This is a genomic window from Pandoraea sp. NPDC087047, from assembly GCF_044745225.1.
Taxonomy (GTDB): Bacteria; Pseudomonadota; Gammaproteobacteria; order Burkholderiales; family Burkholderiaceae; genus Pandoraea.
Window position 1 is genome coordinate 197,620 of the sequence record NZ_JBIUZU010000002.1, and the last position, 17,387, is coordinate 215,006.

The 17,387-nt window shown below is 62.7% G+C and carries 15 protein-coding genes; 7 read left to right on the forward strand and 8 right to left on the reverse strand.

Features of this window, described 5'->3' with window-relative positions:
* Positions 1 to 51: 51 nt before the first annotated feature.
* The 5 genes from aat (at position 52) to ACIPHM_RS03595 (ending at position 4,485) form a co-directional block, all read left to right on the forward strand.
* Positions 52 to 816 (forward strand): leucyl/phenylalanyl-tRNA--protein transferase, encoded by a 765-nt coding sequence (aat, locus tag ACIPHM_RS03575; protein ID WP_400324633.1) that lies wholly within the window; start codon positions 52 to 54, stop codon positions 814 to 816.
* Positions 813 to 1,589 carry an arginyltransferase gene (locus tag ACIPHM_RS03580; protein WP_400324635.1) on the forward strand — a complete coding sequence of 259 codons (777 nt, stop codon included), beginning with the start codon at positions 813 to 815 and terminating at the stop codon, positions 1,587 to 1,589. The genes aat and ACIPHM_RS03580 overlap by 4 nt, the downstream gene beginning before the upstream one ends.
* A gap of 159 nt (positions 1,590 to 1,748) precedes the next feature.
* The gene (locus tag ACIPHM_RS03585) at positions 1,749 to 2,777 is read left to right on the forward strand and encodes a quinone-dependent dihydroorotate dehydrogenase (RefSeq protein WP_400324637.1); all 1,029 of its coding nucleotides are present in this window, start codon (positions 1,749 to 1,751) and stop codon (positions 2,775 to 2,777) included.
* Positions 2,778 to 2,865: 88 nt separating this feature from the next.
* Positions 2,866 to 3,627: a transporter substrate-binding domain-containing protein gene (locus ACIPHM_RS03590; RefSeq protein ID WP_400325311.1), complete on the forward strand. Its 762-nt coding sequence runs from the start codon at positions 2,866 to 2,868 to the stop codon at positions 3,625 to 3,627.
* A 198-nt stretch (positions 3,628 to 3,825) separates the two neighbouring features.
* Positions 3,826 to 4,485, forward strand: a complete 660-nt coding sequence (locus tag ACIPHM_RS03595; RefSeq protein WP_400324639.1) for an amino acid ABC transporter permease — start codon at positions 3,826 to 3,828, stop codon at positions 4,483 to 4,485.
* Positions 4,486 to 4,652: 167 nt separating this feature from the next.
* Here ACIPHM_RS03595 and ACIPHM_RS03600 read toward each other — a convergent pair whose 3' ends face one another.
* The 3 genes from ACIPHM_RS03600 to ACIPHM_RS03610 all read right to left on the reverse strand — a co-directional run bounded on the left by ACIPHM_RS03600 (position 4,653) and on the right by ACIPHM_RS03610 (position 8,473).
* Positions 4,653 to 6,062: a lactate utilization protein B gene (locus ACIPHM_RS03600; RefSeq protein WP_400324641.1), complete on the reverse strand. Its 1,410-nt coding sequence runs from the start codon at positions 6,060 to 6,062 to the stop codon at positions 4,653 to 4,655.
* 106 nt (positions 6,063 to 6,168) lie between these two features.
* Complete coding sequence (locus ACIPHM_RS03605; RefSeq protein ID WP_400324643.1) at positions 6,169 to 6,894, reverse strand: (Fe-S)-binding protein; 726 nt, start codon at positions 6,892 to 6,894, stop codon at positions 6,169 to 6,171.
* A gap of 91 nt (positions 6,895 to 6,985) precedes the next feature.
* Positions 6,986 to 8,473, reverse strand: a complete 1,488-nt coding sequence (locus ACIPHM_RS03610; RefSeq protein WP_400324645.1) for a hypothetical protein — start codon at positions 8,471 to 8,473, stop codon at positions 6,986 to 6,988.
* A gap of 316 nt (positions 8,474 to 8,789) precedes the next feature.
* Between ACIPHM_RS03610 and ACIPHM_RS03615 the strand changes: the two genes are divergently transcribed.
* Complete coding sequence (locus ACIPHM_RS03615; RefSeq protein WP_400324647.1) at positions 8,790 to 9,617, forward strand: IclR family transcriptional regulator; 828 nt, start codon at positions 8,790 to 8,792, stop codon at positions 9,615 to 9,617.
* A 231-nt stretch (positions 9,618 to 9,848) separates the two neighbouring features.
* Here the strand turns inward: ACIPHM_RS03615 and pbpG are convergent, their stop codons facing one another.
* From pbpG to ACIPHM_RS03635, 4 genes are all read right to left on the reverse strand, one after another.
* On the reverse strand, positions 9,849 to 11,123 hold the full coding sequence (gene pbpG / locus ACIPHM_RS03620; RefSeq protein ID WP_400324649.1) for a D-alanyl-D-alanine endopeptidase: 1,275 nt from the start codon (positions 11,121 to 11,123) through the stop codon (positions 9,849 to 9,851).
* A 188-nt stretch (positions 11,124 to 11,311) separates the two neighbouring features.
* Complete coding sequence (locus ACIPHM_RS03625; protein ID WP_400324651.1) at positions 11,312 to 12,127, reverse strand: nitroreductase; 816 nt, start codon at positions 12,125 to 12,127, stop codon at positions 11,312 to 11,314.
* A 62-nt stretch (positions 12,128 to 12,189) separates the two neighbouring features.
* Positions 12,190 to 13,200 (reverse strand): DMT family transporter, encoded by a 1,011-nt coding sequence (locus ACIPHM_RS03630; RefSeq protein WP_400325313.1) that lies wholly within the window; start codon positions 13,198 to 13,200, stop codon positions 12,190 to 12,192.
* An 83-nt stretch (positions 13,201 to 13,283) separates the two neighbouring features.
* Positions 13,284 to 14,225, reverse strand: coding sequence for a histone deacetylase (locus ACIPHM_RS03635; RefSeq protein WP_400324653.1), 942 nt, complete (start codon positions 14,223 to 14,225; stop codon positions 13,284 to 13,286).
* A gap of 507 nt (positions 14,226 to 14,732) precedes the next feature.
* Here ACIPHM_RS03635 and ACIPHM_RS03640 point away from each other — a divergent pair.
* Positions 14,733 to 15,293 (forward strand): phasin family protein, encoded by a 561-nt coding sequence (locus ACIPHM_RS03640; protein ID WP_400324655.1) that lies wholly within the window; start codon positions 14,733 to 14,735, stop codon positions 15,291 to 15,293.
* Between the two features lie 301 nt (positions 15,294 to 15,594).
* On the opposite strand, the gene lpdA is transcribed toward ACIPHM_RS03640, so the two are convergent.
* A complete protein-coding gene (gene lpdA / locus ACIPHM_RS03645) occupies positions 15,595 to 17,367 on the reverse strand; it encodes a dihydrolipoyl dehydrogenase (protein WP_400324657.1) in 1,773 nt (590 codons plus the stop codon).
* Between the last annotated feature and the right edge of the window lie 20 nt (positions 17,368 to 17,387).

Below are 17,387 nucleotides of genomic sequence, written 5' to 3' on the forward strand. Positions count from 1 at the left end.
TCAGCGCCCCCGCCATGATGTCGACGAAATCCCCGCAAGGCTAACGTCACCATGGTCGTCTGGCTCGAAGCAAACGATCCCTTCCCCTCGGTCGATGAAGCGCTCGATGCGTCGAGCGACGCCCCGGGGTTGCTCGCCGCCGGACTCGACCTCTCGCCGCAACGCCTGCTCGCGGCCTATCGGCAAGGCATCTTCCCGTGGTACTCGCAGGGCCAGCCGGTACTCTGGTGGAGCCCCGATCCGCGCATGGTGCTGCGGCCCGAGAACTTCGTCGTCAGTCATAACTTCCGCAAGTTGCTGCGCCGCGTGCTGCGAGACAACGCCTGGGAAATCCGCCTCGACGCCGACTTCCCCGCCGTCATGCAAGCCTGCGCGCAGGCACCGCGCCGGGGTCAAGACGGCACCTGGATCACGCCGGCCATCGTCGCCGCGTACCGCGCCCTGCACGACGCCGGACTCGCGCACAGTGTGGAGACGTTCTTCGAAGGCGAGCGCGTCGGCGGCCTTTACGGCGTATCGCTCGGACGCATGTTCTACGGCGAATCGATGTTTGCCAAGCGCACCGACGCCTCGAAAATCGCGTTGGCCGCGCTCGTCGCGTTTGCACGCACACACGCAATAGAGGTGATAGACTGCCAGCAAAGTACCGCTCACTTGGCGTCACTTGGCGGCGGCGAAATTCCCCGCCAGGCCTTTCTGGCACACGTGCAAAAGGCGGTCACGGCCCCCGCACCGGCCTGGCGTCTGGACAAACAGATGCTCAGCGCGCTGGCCTACGGTAACGCAGCAGATAAGGCTCACGAGGTTTCGCAGTGACCCATCCGAACGAACTGCCGCTCTCTCCGCTGTCTGCCCTTCAGTTCTACGCAACGGCGCCCTACCCTTGCAGCTACCTCGACAGTCACACGGCACGCTCGCAGGTCGCCACGCCCAGCCATCTGATCAACTCGGACGTCTACAGCGAACTCGTGCGCGCCGGGTTCCGTCGCAGCGGGGTATTTACCTATCGTCCGTATTGCGACGGCTGCCGCGCGTGCATTCCCGTGCGCGTACCGATCGCCCGCTTCGTTCCTAACCGCACGCAACGACGTATCTGGCGACGCCACGCGTCGCTCGCCGTCAACGTCTCGGGGCTTCACTACACCGAAGAGCATTACCAGCTCTACATGCGCTATCAGTCGCGACGCCACGCGGGCGGCGGCATGGATCACGACAGCCGCGAGCAGTACGAGCAGTTCCTGCTGCAAAGCCGGGTGAACTCGCGCCTGGTGGAATTCCGCGAGCCGCCGGGGCATCAGGGCGCGGGCACGCTGCGCATGATCAGCATGGTCGACATCCTGAGCGACGGCCTGTCCTCGGTCTACACGTTCTTCGACCCCGACGTCGAAGGCGCCTCATACGGCACGTACAACATCCTCTGGCAGATCGAGCAGGCCCGCGCGCTCGGGCTGCCACACGTCTATCTCGGCTACTGGATCCAGCAAAGCCGCAAGATGGTCTACAAGGCCAATTTCCGGCCGCTACAAGGCCTGATCGACGGTCAGTGGCAGGACATGCCCGAGGCCATGCTCGACGCCGCAGGCCAGTAGCCCACCGCCCGTCGACACTGCCCATCGGCAGTGCGCACCGCGCTCATCCCCCTTGGGAAACTGCACAAAACAGGAGTACGCAGAGCGTAGAAAAAGACGCGCTCTGCGACCGGGATACCGGTAAAATGGCGACTTTCCGATTCTGCCGAACCCGACATCGTGCTTGCGCCCCTCTATCCCCTGGCCCGTCGCGCCCTGTTCTGTCTTGATGCCGAACAGGCCCACCATCTGACGCTGGCCACGCTGCGCGGCGCCGCCTCGCTCGGTCTGAGTGGTCTTGTCGGTCAACCGCTGCCCGAAGATCCGCGCACGGTCATGGGCATTCGCTTCCCGAATCCCGTGGGCCTCGCTGCCGGTCTCGACAAGGACGGCAGTTGCATCGACGGTCTCGCCGCGCTCGGCTTCGGCTTCGTGGAAGTCGGCACGGTCACGCCGCGTCCGCAATCGGGCAATCCGAAACCTCGCATTTTTCGTCTGCCGCAAGCCGAAGCGATCATCAACCGGATGGGCTTCAACAACGGCGGCGTCGAGCAGTTCCTGCAAAACGTGCAATCGGCCCGCTACAAGGGACCGCTGGGCCTGAACATCGGCAAGAACGCCGATACGCCCATCGAGCGCGCCGTCGACGACTACCTCATCTGTCTCGAGAAGGTTTATCCGTACGCCACGTACGTGACCGTCAACATCTCGTCGCCCAACACCAAGAACCTGCGCCAACTGCAAGGCGGCGACGAACTCGACGCCCTGCTCGGCAAGCTCAAGGACAAACAACGCGCGTTGTCCGATCGTCATGGCAAGTACGTGCCGATCGCGCTGAAGATTGCGCCGGATCTCGACGACGAACAGATCAAGGTGATCGCTGGCACGCTCACGCGTCATGGCTTCGATGGCGTGATCGCCACCAATACCACGCTCTCGCGCGAAGCCGTCGCAGGCCTGCCGTACGCCAACGAAACGGGTGGCCTCTCGGGGCGCCCCGTGTTCGACGCCTCGAACCGCGTGATCCGCGCGCTGGCCACCGAGCTCGGCGGCGCGCTGCCGATCATCGGCGTGGGCGGCATCCTCTCGGGCGCCGATGCACAGGCCAAGCTCGACGCCGGCGCCAGTCTGGTACAGGTGTACAGCGGTCTGATTTACCGCGGCCCCGAGCTGGTGCGAGAATGCGTGCAGGCGCTGCGTACGGCCTGACCGGCCGCACGATCGCGCTCCCCTTCATTCGACACAGGGAAAACCCAACATCATGAAATCCTGGCTCAAGACACTGTGCCTCGTCCCGATGGCCGCTGCCGCGCTGATGAGCACTTCGCCTGCGCACGCTGCCGACCTGCTCGACAACGTGAAATCTGCGGGCGTGTTGAAAATCGGCATCGAAGGGACTTATCCCCCGTTCAACTATCGCGGCACCGGCGGCCAGCTCGAAGGCTTCGACGTCGATGTGGCCAAAGCGATCGCGCAACGTCTCGGCGTCAAGGCCCAGTTCGTCACGACGGAATGGAGCGGCATCATCGGTGGGCTCCTCGCCGGCAAGTTCGACGTCATCGTCAATCAGGTTACGATCACCGACAAGCGCAAGGAGTCGCTCGACTTCAGCCAGCCGTACACCTACTCCGCAGCGCAGCTCATCCGACGCAAGGACGACAACCGTGAGTTCAACACGCTTGACGCCCTCAAGGGTCACAAGCTCGGCGTGAGCCTCGGCAGCAATTACGCTGACATCGCGAAGACCGTGCCGGGTATCGACGTGCGCACGTATCCGGGTGCTCCCGAGTATCTGAGCGATCTCGCCGCCAGCCGTATCGATGCCGCACTCAACGATCAGTTGATGATGGCGTACCTGATCAAAACGTCGAAGCTGCCGTTGAAGCCGGGCGCCGTGCTACCCGGCACCAGCCAGGCGGTCGGCATTCCGTTCCGCAAGGGCAATCCGAAATTCGCCAAGGCGATCGACGACGCACTGTCGGAGATGAAGAAGGACGGCACGCTCGCCAAGCTCTCGGAAGCGTCGTTCGGCAAGGACACGTCGAAGCCGGCGCAGTAAGACGCAAACCGCGCAGGCCGCGCAAGAATGCGCTGGGACACCCGCCGCCGCGCCGTTTGATGGCATGAACGGCATTACCGACATCAACGGCATCGTGCGAACTCCGGGCTACCCACGCGCATCACGGCCGGCATCACGCCATTAACGCGGGTGCCGGCCGTCGTCTTTGTGCTCCACGACATATCACCAGACACCCCCATGAATCCATTCGAACTCGCTGCCCAATCCATGCCTGTGCTGTTGCAGGGCACCGTGCTCACGATCAAGTTCGCCGTGATGTCGATGGTGTTCGGTCTGGCGATCGGCGTCGTCGTGGCGATCATGGGCATCGGCAAGTTCCGCCTGCCTCGCGCCATCGCGCGCGCTTACGTCAGCATCATGCGCGGCACCCCGCTGCTGGTGCAGATCTTCGTGATCTATTACGGGCTGCCCGGCATCGGCATCTCGCTCGAACCGACACCCGCGGGCGTGCTGACACTCAGCCTGAACGCCGGCGCATATCTGTCGGAGAGCATGCGCGGCGCGCTCGCCGGCATGCCGCGCGGGCAGTGGCTGGCGTCGTACAGTCTCGGACTTTCGTACTGGCAGACGCTGCGCTATATCATCGCGCCGCAAGCCTTGCGCATTGCAGTGCCGAGCCTTGGCAACACCCTTATCAGCCTGATCAAGGACACGTCGCTCGTCTCGGTGATTACCGTGACCGAGTTGCTGCGCTCGGCGCAGGAAGTCATTGCGTCGACGTATCAGCCGTTGCCGCTCTACCTCACATGTGCCGCCATTTACTGGGTGCTATCGACGGGATTGTCGGCGCTGCAACGACGCATCGAGAAGCGTCTCGCGCTGCACTCGCGCGCCTGAGACACTTGAGGGTGCTTGAAGGCGTCCGAGGGCGTCTGAACGCCAAGGACGAAAAAAGCCGGTGCCCCTTTTCGCTGCTTGCGCGAATCAGGCGGCCCGGCTTCTTTCGTTGACGGCCGCCCCTCGTCGGCAACGGCCTTTACAACAACGCAACAGCGCCCCATCGTTCAACGCGGCGCGCGACGCTCCCGATACATCGCGCGGAACGTCTTGCCGCTGGGGGCGGGCATCTCGCGCGTGTCGGTCCATCCGCCGCCGAATGGCAGCTTCGAGATGCTGCCGCGATCGCGTCCCATTCGCTTCAATGCCCACGATCCCAGCCCCGACAGCGTTGCGTAGAGACGCGGACGTCGCGCAGCAAACGCCCACGCGGCGAGTGCCGCCCGCTCCTGCCACGGCCGCAGACCGCGATCCACCTGACGCTCGCGCAGCTTGCGCAGCAAGTCGGAAATCGGAATCCCCACCGGACAAACGCGATTGCACTCCCCACACAGCGTTGCGGCCTGTGGCAGATCGAGCGTCTTCTCCAGGCCCACATAGCTCGGCGTCAGCACCGATCCCATCGGCCCCGGATACACCCAGCCGTACGCGTGACCGCCGATCTTCTGATACACCGGGCAGTGGTTCATGCACGCGCCGCAGCGAATGCAGCGCAGCATCTCCTGAAACGCGCCGCCGATCAGCCCCGAGCGCCCGCCATCGACGAGCACGAAGTACATATGATCGGGACCGTCGACTTCGCCCTCGGCACGCGTGCCAGTGAGCAGCGAGAAGTAGTTCGACGTGCCCTGCCCGGTGGCCGAACGCGGCAGCAGACGCATCGCCGTCGCCAAATCCTCAAGCGTGGGTAGCACCTTCTCGATGCCCGTCACGGCCACGTGCACGCGCGGCATGATCGTGCACATGCCTTCGTTGCCCTCGTTCGTCACCACTGCCACGGAGCCGGTTTCGGCAACGAGGAAGTTGCCGCCCGTCACGCCCATGTCGGCCGAGAGAAACTGCGGACGTAGCATCTCGCGCGCCTCGCGGGTCATCAGCGGAATTTCGGTCAGCCGCGGCTTCTGGTGAACGCGCGCGAACAGGTCCGCGACTTCGTCCTTATCCTTGTGCACGACCGGCGCGATGATGTGCGACGGCGGCTCGTTATCGTTGATCTGCAGGATGTACTCGCCAAGATCGGTCTCGACCGACTGCACGCCCATATCGGCGAGCACCTTGTTGAGTTGCAGCTCCTCGGTGACCATCGACTTCGATTTGATGACCTTCCTGACGTCGTGCTTGCGCGCGATCTCGGCGATCAGACGCGCCGCGTCCTGCGTCGATTCGGCGAACAGCACGGTCGCGCCGCGTCGGGTGGCTTCGCGCTCGAAGATTTCCAGCCAGACGTCGAGCGTCTCCAGCCCGCGATTACGGCGCTCCTTGAGCGCTTCGCGCGTCGCCTCGAAGTCGATTTCCTCGATGGCGGCCGCACGCGCCGTCACGAACTTGGTCGAGAGCTTCTTGAGATTGGCTTGCAGACGCTGGTCCGCGAGCTTTTGCCCGGCGCGCGCCTTGAATTGCATCGATTGAACTTGCATCGCGACTCACGAGAAGTGAAGACTGCCCGCGCGCGCGGCTGCGCTCGCGCACGTGAGCATGACGATCGGGAGAATGGCGGCGACGAGCTTGCCGAACCGGCGGAGCTTAGGCATCGCCGGCGAGCACCTGCGCAATATGCAGCACGCGTGTCTTGGTGTCGCCGGTGCGGCGCAGACGCCCTTCGATATTGAGCATGCACCCCAGGTCACCCAGCACCACGGCGGGCGCGCCGCTTGCCGCGATATTGGCGCACTTCTCGTCGACGATGGCCGTCGAGATGTTGCCGTACTTGAGCGCGAAGGTGCCGCCGAAGCCGCAACATGCCTGGCAATCCTTCATCTCGGTCATCTTCACGCCGGGCATTTTCGCGAGCAACGCGCGCGGCTGGGCCTTGACCCCGAGTTCGCGCAAACCCGAGCACGAGTCATGGTAGGTCACTTCGCCGTTGTAATCGCCGGGCACGGTGTCGACGTGCAGCACATTGACGAGAAAGTCCGTGAGCTCGTACACCCGCGGACGCAGGCGCTCGTAGCGGCCCATCAGTTCGGGGTCATCCGCAAAGAGGTCGCCGTAATGCGCCTTGACCATGCCGCCGCACGACCCCGAGGGTACGACCACGTAGTCGAACGAATCGAATTCGTCGAGGAATTTCTGGGCGAGATCGCGGGCGATGGCCCGCTCGCCGGAGTTGTAGCCGGGCTGGCCGCAGCAGGTCTGGGAATCGGGAATCACGACCTCGCAGCCGGCGGTCTCGAGCAGCTTGAGCGTGGAGAAACCGATCTCCGGCCGCATCATGTCGATCAGACACGTGACAAACAGTCCGACACGCATTGGGGGAATCCTCTTTTCGGGAATAATGCGCCATTATAAGTCGCCGGGCCTGAGCGGCCCAGCGTGGATTCCCGGATTCCCCAATGCCGCGTTACGCCATGAGGTGACGCATACTGCGCGAGGTCTGAAAGGCGTCCAGCGACGTGGCCCGCGCCATCGGCACGCGCGCAGTCGCTCCCTGTGTCCCGGACGGCGCCTCCAGCGAATCCGCCGGCGCAGTTCTGCGCGAGGCCGAATCGAACAGGATCGTGTTGCGCATCTTCTTGAATTCACCGCTGAGTGACGTCACGGTCTGCTCAAGTGAGCCTACTTTGTGGTCAAGCGACCCTAGCTGCCCCTGCATCTGCTCTTGGGTTTTCTGCATCTGGTCTTGGGTTCTCTGCATCCGGTCTTGGGTTCTCTGCATCCGGTCTTGGGTACTCTGCATCCGGTCTTGGGTACTCTGCAGCTGCTCGTGGGTTCTCTGCATCTGCTCGTAGGTTCTCTGCCCCTGCTCGTGGGTTCTCTGCATCTGCTCGTAGGTTCTCTGCCCCTGCTCGTGAGCGGCTTTGGCCAGATCCCAAGTCTTCTGCACCTGATCGTTAGTTCTCTGCACCTGATCGTGAGTCCTCTGCATCTGCTCATGCGTAGCTTTCGCCAAATCCCAAGTCCTCTGCCCCTGCTCCCAAATCAATCGATCCTGGTCGGCCTGAGCAAATGAGATCATTCCGGTCAATGTTGCATACATGTTGTTCTCCTCGCTGTTAATGAATTCCTTCGCCTGATCCAGAAGGCCTTCTACGGCTTTCCAGCCCTTCTCTCTGTCGAATCCACGAATACTTCCGAGACTCACGCACCGAATCAGCATCGTCACGGCAAAACTGGCAATCGCGATCACCGAGGTCGATACCAGGAACGCGACGCCCGTCACCATGGCCGCCGCCACGTATAACCCCCCATTGATCGCTTCACGCTTGCCGTGATGCTTCTTTTCCGGGCGCACGCATGAGCGCGCCCGGTCGACTGCGCGTCGCATCTGCTCCATCATCGGCGCCGTTTCGGCGCGCAGCGCCATGCTTCGACGTTTCGCGCGATCCAACGCATCCCATTCTCCACGCGGCTCGCTCTGCCGCTCTGCCGCATTGCTCTTCACGAGTTGCTCGTACTGGCTCAACAGGTCCCGCTCCACCTCAAGCATCTCCGTCAAGGAATTCAGGATCTTCAGGAATCGCCTCGCAGATGGCGTCAACAGCTCGGGGCATTGCGCTTCGAGCTGATCGGCGACCATCGAGCAAAAGAACCCCGGCGAATTCGGCGTCGTGAGACATCGCCAGAACGGGTCGCGCAGGCCGCCGCGCCAATATCCGGCTGTCGCCTTGTCGTAGGATTTGTTGAAGGCCGCAGACAGCTTGTCGACGGCATACGTGCTCACACCGAGCGCCTGCTGTGCATTTCGGATTCGCTCCAACTGCGAAGCGATCTCCGAATACTTTTCCCCGATCGATGCGCCCTTCTTGTAAAGCCGCGTTGTAACGGGCCACTGGTCAACCATCATCGGCAAAGTTGAGTGCCGCGCATAATTAACGTATTCGTCGTGCATGCATTCCTCCTCCTTGTTGATGCTCGACGCACCCGCTCGCGAGACGGGGGCTCGACATCGTTGCGGAAATGAAGGTCATGGTAGTGAAGCGCCCGTCGGTCCACTTTAGATTTCTGTCACCGAATGAATGCAACTCGTCACTCGACATCGCGCGGCAATGACTTCCGGCCGGGCAAGATGCCGCCGAAAAGCGGCCTTTTCGCGCTGGATTACCGAAGCGGTGCGTCGCCTTTTCGGATGAAACCTCTATCCGAAATCTGCGAATTTTTCACAATATGATATAGAATCGACGCTATACGAAACTCGGCCCTACCTCATGAAAGACGACAGCAGTCAAGGCGCGGAGTCACGCACGTCCATTCAGGTGATCGAGCGCATGATGCGTCTGCTCGATGCACTTGCCGGTCATGCCGACCCCGTCAGTCTCAAGGAGCTGGCGCAAGCCACCGAACTTCACCCGTCCACCGCGCACCGCATCCTCAACGACATGGTGGCCTGCCGCTTTGTCGATCGTTGCGATCCGGGCACGTACCGGCTCGGCATGCGCTTGCTCGAACTCGGCAATCTGGTCAAGGCACGATTGTCGGTACGCGACGCGGCGCTCACGCCGATGCGCGGCCTGCACCGCATTACCGGGCAGACAGTCAATCTGTCGGTGCGTCAGGGCGACGAAATCGTGTACATCGAGCGCGCCTACAGCGAACGCTCGGGCATGCAGGTCGTGCGTGCCATCGGCGGTCATGCGCCGCTGCATCTCACCTCGGTCGGCAAGCTGTTTCTCGCGGCTGACGAAGCCTCGCGCGTGCGCGCCTACGCTACGCGCACCGGGCTGTCGGGACATACGCGCAACAGCATCACCGATCTGCAAAAACTCGAACGTGAGCTGACACACGTACGCAAGTCGGGTTACGCCCGCGATAACGAAGAGCTTGAGTTAGGGGTGCGATGCATTGCTGCGGGGATTTACGACGATAGCGGCAAGCTCGTGGCCGGGCTTTCGCTGTCCGCCCCGGCCGATCGTCTGCAAGATGCATGGCTCGCCAATCTGAACGAGACGGCGCTGCAAATTTCCGCATCGCTCGGCTTTCACACCCCGAATCCGGACATCGGCGGCGCACTGTCGCAGATCGCGACGGCGGAATAATTTTACGGACGGCAGCGGCTTGCGTTATGCCGCAGGTCACGGCGGCATGGTGGTGCTGCGAGATAAAGAGATGGCGAATGGTATCGCGTCATCTCATCGTCACTGATGTGCGGCATGTGGACTCGCTGTCGCTGACTGACCACGCAGAAAACAAAAAGGCGCTCCCTTGGGAGCGCCTTTCTTATGCGGCCTACGCGACGAACGTCAAGCGGTCAGCTAACGCGACACGAATTACAGCGCGTGTCCGTTGTTGGTTGCGACCTGCGCCGTCGGCGTGTTACCCGCCGTGCGTTGCGGGGTAGCGCCGCCGCCTTCGAGCAGCCACTTGCGAACGCGCGTTGCGTCTGCGAAGCGCGAGTACTTGCCGGTCGAGTCGAGCAGAATCATGATTACCGGACGGCCTTCGACATTCGCCTGCATCACGAGGCACTGACCCGCTTCGTTGATGTAGCCCGTCTTTTGCAAACCGATTTCCCAACCCGAATGACCGATCAGGTGGTTCGTGCTGACATAGTGCAGTTCGCGACGACCCGTGTTCACGTCGTAGTTGCTGTCCGTCGAGAAACGACGAATCGCCGGGTACTGATAAGCGGCCTTGACCATCTTCACGAGGTCACGCGCGCTCGACACGTTCTGGCTCGACAGACCCGTCGGGTCATTGAAGTGCGTGTCGTTCATGCCGAGTTGCTTCGCCTTGGCGTTCATTGCCGCGAGGAACGCCGGACGGCCGCCAGGGAAGTAACGCGAGAGCGCTGCGGCGGCACGGTTCTCCGAAGACATGAGCGCAATGTGCAACATGTCTTCGCGCGACAGGCGCGAGCCCACCGACAAACGCGAACCCGTCCCCTTCTCGTAATCGCGATCTTCGTCGGTCACTTCCATGACGTCCGTCATGGGAATACCGGCGTCGAGCGACACCATGGCTGTCATCAGCTTCGAGATCGATGCGATCGGCAGCACGGCTTGCGAGTTCTTGTCGAACAGCGATTCGCCGGTACGCTCGTCGACGACGTAAGCCACCGAAGAACGCAGCGCGAGGGCGTCGGGCGTTTCGTGCAGACCGAAGGCACGGCCGGTCGACAAACGCTCCGGTGCCTGCGGTGCAAAGTTGACGGTGCGATACGACGTCACGACACGGCGCTTGCCGTTCTTGTAGACGACGCGTTTGACGGCGACCTTTTTCGCCGCAGCGCCATCGTCTTCGACGGCGGCGAGCTTACGGGCTTTGCCGCCTGCCTTCGCGCTCTTGACTTCGCGCACGGCAGGCGTAGCGGCAGCCCGTTTGGCGCCGGTTTTGGAAGCGGAAGCGGCGACGGATTTCGTCGCTTTAGGATTCGCGCACGCGCGTTTCTGGGCGGCAGTCTTGGCCGTCTTGGGCGAGCATTCGCTCGTCTTACCGGCGGCGTAGACGACTGCCGGAGCACCGGCGGCGAGCGAGATCGCCACGACGGCAGCACCCCAGATACGGGAGCGGCACAGACGCGCAAGGGTGGTGATCGCGTACATAGATTGGGAGTAGCGTAAGGTTGGCAGGCAACGAGTTTGGGAGAAGTTTAGTAACTTCCGAAAAAATAAGCAATATGAATGACTTAGCTGAAATACTTAAACCGGCGTCTGGCAGTTTTGTGCAGCGCAACGCGCCAAATTACACATTCGCCAAATTTCGCCAAATAATGCCAACCCTCTTATTTACGTCAGGTTAAAAAGTGCGCCCATTCACCGAGCGGCGCGCGCTCGGTGACGAGGCCGTTTTCGACGGCATTCGGATCGGCGTAGCCCATCGCCATCCCGCACACGACCATTCGGGTCTCCGGCAGACGCAAGTCCGCAGCAATCACCTGATGGAACGTGGCAAACGCTGCCTGCGCACAGGTGTCGAGCCCGCGCGCCCGTGCCGCGACCATCACGCTTTGGAGGAACATGCCGTAGTCCAGCCAACTCCCCTGCTCCAGTTGCCGGTCGATCGTGAAGATCAGCCCGACCGGCGCATCGAAGAACGTGAAGTTACGCGCATGCTGTCCGTGCATGCGCTCCTTGTCGGCGCGTCCGATGCCCAGCAAGCCGTACAGATCCCAGCCCACCTTGCGACGTCGCGCCTGGTACGGCTCGCTCCACTCGCGTGGGTAGTACGCATACTCCTCTTGATGCATCAGACGCTGCGCCGGATCGTTGAATGCCTCCAGCAAGCGCGACGTCAATCGCGTTAACGCTGCCCCGGTGAGCACATACGTTTGCCACGGTTGAATGTTGCTGCCCGACGGCGCACGCGACGCGACCGAGAGAATGTCCGCCACGGTCGCTTGCGGCACCGGTGTCGGCAAATAGGCCCGAATCGAACGTCGGCTGCGAATTGCCTCATCGACATATTCCACGCGCGGACCCGCGTTATCGTTGACAGCCGACGCATGCGTACTTTCCCGAGCCTCGGGCGATGCCGCGCCGCGCGGGGCTGTCGCAGCATCGTGTTGCGACGAACGCGGGGCGTGCGCTTGCGGATGTTGAGATTTCATAGGAATTCGTTCCGGGCTTACTGAGAATGGAAGGTGCGGCGCGGTGACTTACGGCTGAGGGCTCATGGCGCTGCGGACGTCGATGACGATGATGACGCTGCCGCTGACGAAGCGCGTCGCTCGATCACGAGCGCAACGCCCAGGGCCGCGACGACCATGCCGGCTGCGCTCAGCGGGGACAGCGTCTCACCGAACAACAGCCATGCCATGACCGCCGTGGTCGGCGGCGTCAGATACATCAGACTGGAAACCTTGGTCGCCGCCCCGCGACGGATCAGCAGGAACAGCAGCGAGATCGCCCCGATCGACAATGCGAGCACCGACCACACGAGCGCGCCGATCATCTCGGCGTTCCAGCGCACTTGCATGGTCTCGAGTGCCCACGCGGCGGGCAACGTCACCACGAAAGCCGCGCCGAACTGCACAACCGTGCCAACGCGCAAATCGAAGTGCGCGCAGAAGCGCTTTTGATAAAGCGTGCCGGCGGTGATCGCGAACAGGCTCAAGACGCACAACGTCACCGCCCCCGCGCCAATGCCGCGAACGCCCACCTTGTTGGCAACGACCAGCCCGACACCGATGAACCCGCACAACAACCCGAGCCACTGACGTCGCGACACCGGCTCCCCGACCACGCGCGCGAAGAGCGCCGTCAATAGCGGCTGAATGCCGACGATCAGCGCCGCCAATCCCGCGGGCGCGCCCTGCTTGATCGCCGCCCAAACACCGCCGAGATACACCGCCTGAATCAGAATGCCGGACACGGCCAGATGCGCGAGCAACGGCCAGTCGATGCGCTCAGTGGCTGAGGGGGCGGCGTCGGGGCCGCAGGCGTAACGAGGGTCATGAGCACCAGGAGCGTCGTGAGACGAGTGAGACGAGTGAGCGCGCCGCCTCGGCCATGGCGTGCGCGTCAAGAGGGCGATCGGCAACATCACCATCAACGTGCAGCCGAAGCGCCACGCGAGAAACGTCAGCGGTTCGGCATTCGGCATGCCGTACTTGGCGACGATAAAGCCGGTGCTCCAGATCAGCACGAACCACCAGGGCATCGTCGCAGTCCAGATCGCCATGCGCGCGCTGCCCGGCGTTGCGTGGATGTCAGCCGACGGGTGAACGCGATTCGAGGGTTGCGGCGAGGTCGTCCGGGGCTCGCTCATACGAGGACACCCCCCGTTGCGGCGTGATAGACGCGACGGCTGGCGCGCTGAAACCGGCTGGCCAGACGAATCGTCGCGAAGTGCGCCGCGACCGTCTGACCGATGTCGCGACCGTAGCCGCCCGCCATCGCGATCGCAACGGGCAAGCCGCGCTCGGCACAGGCCGTCAATACCCGATGGTCGCGCGCGAGCAAACCGTCATGCGTGAGGGCGAGCCGGCCGAGCCGGTCGTTTTCCAGCGGATCGGCACCGGCCAGGTAAATCGCGAGCGTCGGCGTGAACTGCGCGAAGAGATCCGTCAGCGCATGGCCGAGCGCGACGAGGTAATCGTCGTCACCGCAACCGTCGGGCAACGCCACATCGAGATCCCCGGTCGTCTTGTGAAACGGGTAGTTGTGTTCACCATGCAGCGACAGCGTGAAGACGCTCGGGTCGTGCTCGAAAATGGCGGCCGTGCCGTTGCCCTGATGCACGTCGAGGTCGATGATTGCCACACGCGTGTCCGGGCCTAACTCGGCTTGCAGGGTACGTGCGGCGACGGCGGCGTCGTTGAACACGCAGAAGCCCTCGCCTCGGTCGGCGTAGGCGTGATGCGTCCCGCCGGCCAGATTGGCCGCCACACCATCGGTGAGCGCTGCACGGCAGGCGGCGACCGTCGCCCCGGCGGAGCGACGCGAGCGCTCGACCATCTGCGGCGACCACGGGAACCCGATGCTGCGCTGCTCTTTCGGATCAAGCTCACCGGCGCTCACGCGCGCCACGTACTCACGCGAGTGAACACGACCGAGCATCACGTCATCTGCGGGCAACGCTTCGGCCAGCTCGACCTGCGGCAGTTCGGCGGCGACCCGCTCGCGCAGGCGTGCGTACTTCTCCATGGGGAATCGGTGCCCGGGAGGCAACGGCAAGACGAAATGGTCGCTGTAAAACGCTTGCATCGATGCGAATGGCCGGCAGATACGGCACGCAAAAAAGCGTTGAATGACAGCGGCACTGGCAGACGGCAATGGCGAGGCCCACCTCTAAACGAGTGCATGCCATAGCGCGCGTGACCGTCCCACCAGTGCCGGAACCCGTCGATAGTACCATCGCCTCGAGGGGTCCGCCGGGCGCCAAAATGGTGCAAATCGCGGCGTCGATCACGGTGCAAAGCCGCACCAATCAAGGCTTTGCGCGTGGGGCGATGGTTCGCCGCAACGCAGTGCCCTACACCCATCACGGGATCCCAAGCTTTTGATTTATCAAGGTTTTGTCGAATTTGTGCAACGCACAAAAATAACTTGACAGTGCCAAAAATATCTCTACACTAGCAATTGTGCGATGCACAAAAGAGATCGCACTCATTTGAGAAGGCCCCAACCGTGTTTTCACCGAGATAAGGTGAGAACCAACGAGCGAACACGGAGTGGGTCGATATGTTGTGTATGACACCATAGGAGAACGCCATGTCGTTTCTGACCCCCGAGCAACTCGCAGCTGCACACAAAGCCAATCTGGAAACCCTGTTTGGTCTGACCAATAAAGCCTTCGAAGGCGTGGAAAAGCTTGTCGAGCTGAACCTGCAAGCCGTCAAGGCATCGCTGGCCGAATCCGCTTCGACCGCACAGAAGGCTTTCGCAGTGAAGGACGCACAAGAGTTGCTCGCCCTGCAAGCCAACCTCGTTCAGCCGGCTGCCGAAAAGGCACTCGCGTATGGCCGTCACCTGTATGAAATCGCTTCGTCGACGCAAGCCGAAGTGACCAAGGTGGCGGAAGCCCAACTGGCCGAGAGCTCGCAGAACGTGCAGGTCCTGTTCGACAACCTGTCCAAGAACGCCCCGGCAGGTTCGGAGTCGGCAGTTGCACTGGCCAAGTCCGCTCTGTCCGCTGCCAACAGCGCATTCGACAGCGTGCAGAAGGCCACCAAGCAAGCCGTCGAAATCGCCGAGACGAACTTCGCTGCTGCGACCAATGTCGCCTCGAAGGCTGCCGCTCAGGCTTCGCGTGCTGCCAGCGCCAAGAAGTAATCGATAGCGTCCTGCCGGTCGTTACCGGGGACGCCAACCGTTTGTCGCTGCACCCCAAGTGATAGCAACACCCAGTTGTCTCCTCGGTACCGCAGGTACCCTTCGAACCCGGCCTCGTGCCGGGTTTTCTTTTTGGGGCGTGCGTTGGCTATTTCGCTCGCCCGCTCACCCGCCCCTTGCACCTTGCACCTTTTCAGCCCCGACCAACCACTTTGACGCCACGGGCCACTTTACCCGCCCAATAAAAAACCGCCATCCCGAGTGGAATGGCGGTTTTGACGTCAGCGCTCGCGTTCGCGAATTACTTCTTGCGCACCGGCGGAACGTCGGTACAAACCCCTTCGTACATCTCGGCGGCCATGCCGATCGATTCAGCCAGCGTCGGGTGCGGGTGAATCGTCTTGCCGATGTCGACAGCGTCAGCGCCCATCTCGACAGCCAGGCAGAGCTCACCGATCAGATCGCCCGCATGCGTGCCGACGATGGCGCCGCCCACGATGCGATGCGTCTCTTCATCGAACAGCAGCTTGGTGAAGCCCTCGTCGCGACCGTTCGCGATCGCACGGCCCGAGGCTGCCCACGGGAACACCGCCTTGCCGTACTTCACGCCATCGGCCTTCAACTGGTCTTCCGTCTTGCCGGCCCAGGCCACTTCCGGATCGGTATAAGCCACCGACGGGATCTGGATCGCGTCGAAGTAAGCCTTCTCGCCCGCAGCAGCTTCGGCGGCCACGTGCGCTTCGTGCACGGCCTTGTGCGCGAGCATCGGCTGACCGACGATGTCGCCGATAGCGAAGATGTTCGGCACGTTGGTGCGCATCTGCTTGTCCACCGAGATGAACCCGCGATCGCCCACCACCACACCAGCCTTCTCCGCGCTGATCTTCTTGCCGTTCGGGCTGCGGCCCACGGCGACCAGCACGAGGTCGTAGCGTTGCGGCTCGGCCGGCGCAGCTTCACCCTCGAACTTCACGTAAATACCGTCGGCCTTGGCCTCGGCGCTCACGGTCTTCGTCTTGAGCATGACCTGCCCGAAGCGCTTCGTGTTCTTCTTCTCCCAGACCTTGACCAGATCGCGGTCGGCGCCCTGCATCAGACCGTCGAGCATTTCCACGACATCGATCTCGGAGCCGAGCGCGCTATAAACCGTCGCCATTTCCAGACCGATGATGCCGCCACCGATGACAAGCATCTTCTTCGGCAACTGACGCAACTCGAGTGCCCCCGTCGAATCGACGATGCGCGGGTCGTCCGGCAGGAACGGCAGCTTCACGGACTGGGAGCCCGCGGCGATGATCGCCTGCGCAAACTTCACCACGCGCTTGTTACCGTTCTGATCGACCACTTCGACATGGTTCGCATCGAGGAACGCGCCAACGCCGTGCACGACGTCCACCTTGCGCATCTTGGCCATGCCGGCCAGACCGCCAGTGAGCTTGCCGACCACGCCTTCCTTGTACCCACGCAGCTTGTCGAGATCGACCTCGGGCTTCGCGAACGCAATGCCGTGATGGCCGAGCGACTGTGCTTCTTCGAGGACTGCCGCCGTGTGCAGCAGCGCCTTCGACGGAATACAACCCACGTTCAGGCAAACACCGCCGAGCGTTGCGTAACGCTCGACGAGCACCGTCTTGCGACCGAGGTCGGCGCTACGGAACGCGGCCGAGTATCCGCCCGGACCGGCCCCTAGCACGAGCACTTCACATTCGATGTCCGCGCCGCCGGCATGCTTCGCAGCCACGGGCGCCGGTGCGCTCGGGGCAGCCGCAGGTGCCGATGCGGGGGCTGCGGCCGGAGCGGCAGCGGGAGCGGACACCGCGGCCTTGGAGGCGCCTGCGTCTTCGGCCTCGACGATCGCGATCAGCGTACCTTCGCTGGCCTTGTCGCCGACCTTGATCTTCACTTCCTTGACCGTGCCCGCCACTTCGGACGGCACTTCCATGGAAGCCTTATCGGATTCCAGCGTAATGAGCGACGCATCCTTGGCGATCTTGTCGCCGGGCTTGATCATCACTTCGATGACATCCACGCCCTCTGCGCCGATATCCGGCACTTTGACTTCAATGAGACTCATGCGGGGTCTCCCTGTCGCAT

Excerpts from the sequence above, each read along its gene's own strand:
- ACIPHM_RS03625 (WP_400324651.1), bottom strand. The coding sequence starts at position 12,127 with ATGAAATCTCAACATCCGCAAGCGCACGCCCCGCGTTCGTCGCAACAC.
- ACIPHM_RS03595 (WP_400324639.1), top strand. The coding sequence starts at position 3,826 with ATGAATCCATTCGAACTCGCTGCCCAATCCATGCCTGTGCTGTTGCAG.
- lpdA (WP_400324657.1), bottom strand. The coding sequence starts at position 17,367 with ATGAGTCTCATTGAAGTCAAAGTGCCGGATATCGGCGCAGAGGGCGTG.
- pbpG (WP_400324649.1), bottom strand. The coding sequence starts at position 11,123 with ATGTACGCGATCACCACCCTTGCGCGTCTGTGCCGCTCCCGTATCTGG.
- ACIPHM_RS03640 (WP_400324655.1), top strand. The coding sequence starts at position 14,733 with ATGTCGTTTCTGACCCCCGAGCAACTCGCAGCTGCACACAAAGCCAAT.
- ACIPHM_RS03590 (WP_400325311.1), top strand. The coding sequence starts at position 2,866 with ATGGCCGCTGCCGCGCTGATGAGCACTTCGCCTGCGCACGCTGCCGAC.
- ACIPHM_RS03630 (WP_400325313.1), bottom strand. The coding sequence starts at position 13,200 with ATGGCGATCTGGACTGCGACGATGCCCTGGTGGTTCGTGCTGATCTGG.
- ACIPHM_RS03600 (WP_400324641.1), bottom strand. The coding sequence starts at position 6,062 with ATGCAAGTTCAATCGATGCAATTCAAGGCGCGCGCCGGGCAAAAGCTC.
- ACIPHM_RS03610 (WP_400324645.1), bottom strand. The coding sequence starts at position 8,473 with ATGCACGACGAATACGTTAATTATGCGCGGCACTCAACTTTGCCGATG.
- aat (WP_400324633.1), top strand. The coding sequence starts at position 52 with ATGGTCGTCTGGCTCGAAGCAAACGATCCCTTCCCCTCGGTCGATGAA.
- ACIPHM_RS03605 (WP_400324643.1), bottom strand. The coding sequence starts at position 6,894 with ATGCGTGTCGGACTGTTTGTCACGTGTCTGATCGACATGATGCGGCCG.
- ACIPHM_RS03615 (WP_400324647.1), top strand. The coding sequence starts at position 8,790 with ATGAAAGACGACAGCAGTCAAGGCGCGGAGTCACGCACGTCCATTCAG.
- ACIPHM_RS03635 (WP_400324653.1), bottom strand. The coding sequence starts at position 14,225 with ATGCAAGCGTTTTACAGCGACCATTTCGTCTTGCCGTTGCCTCCCGGG.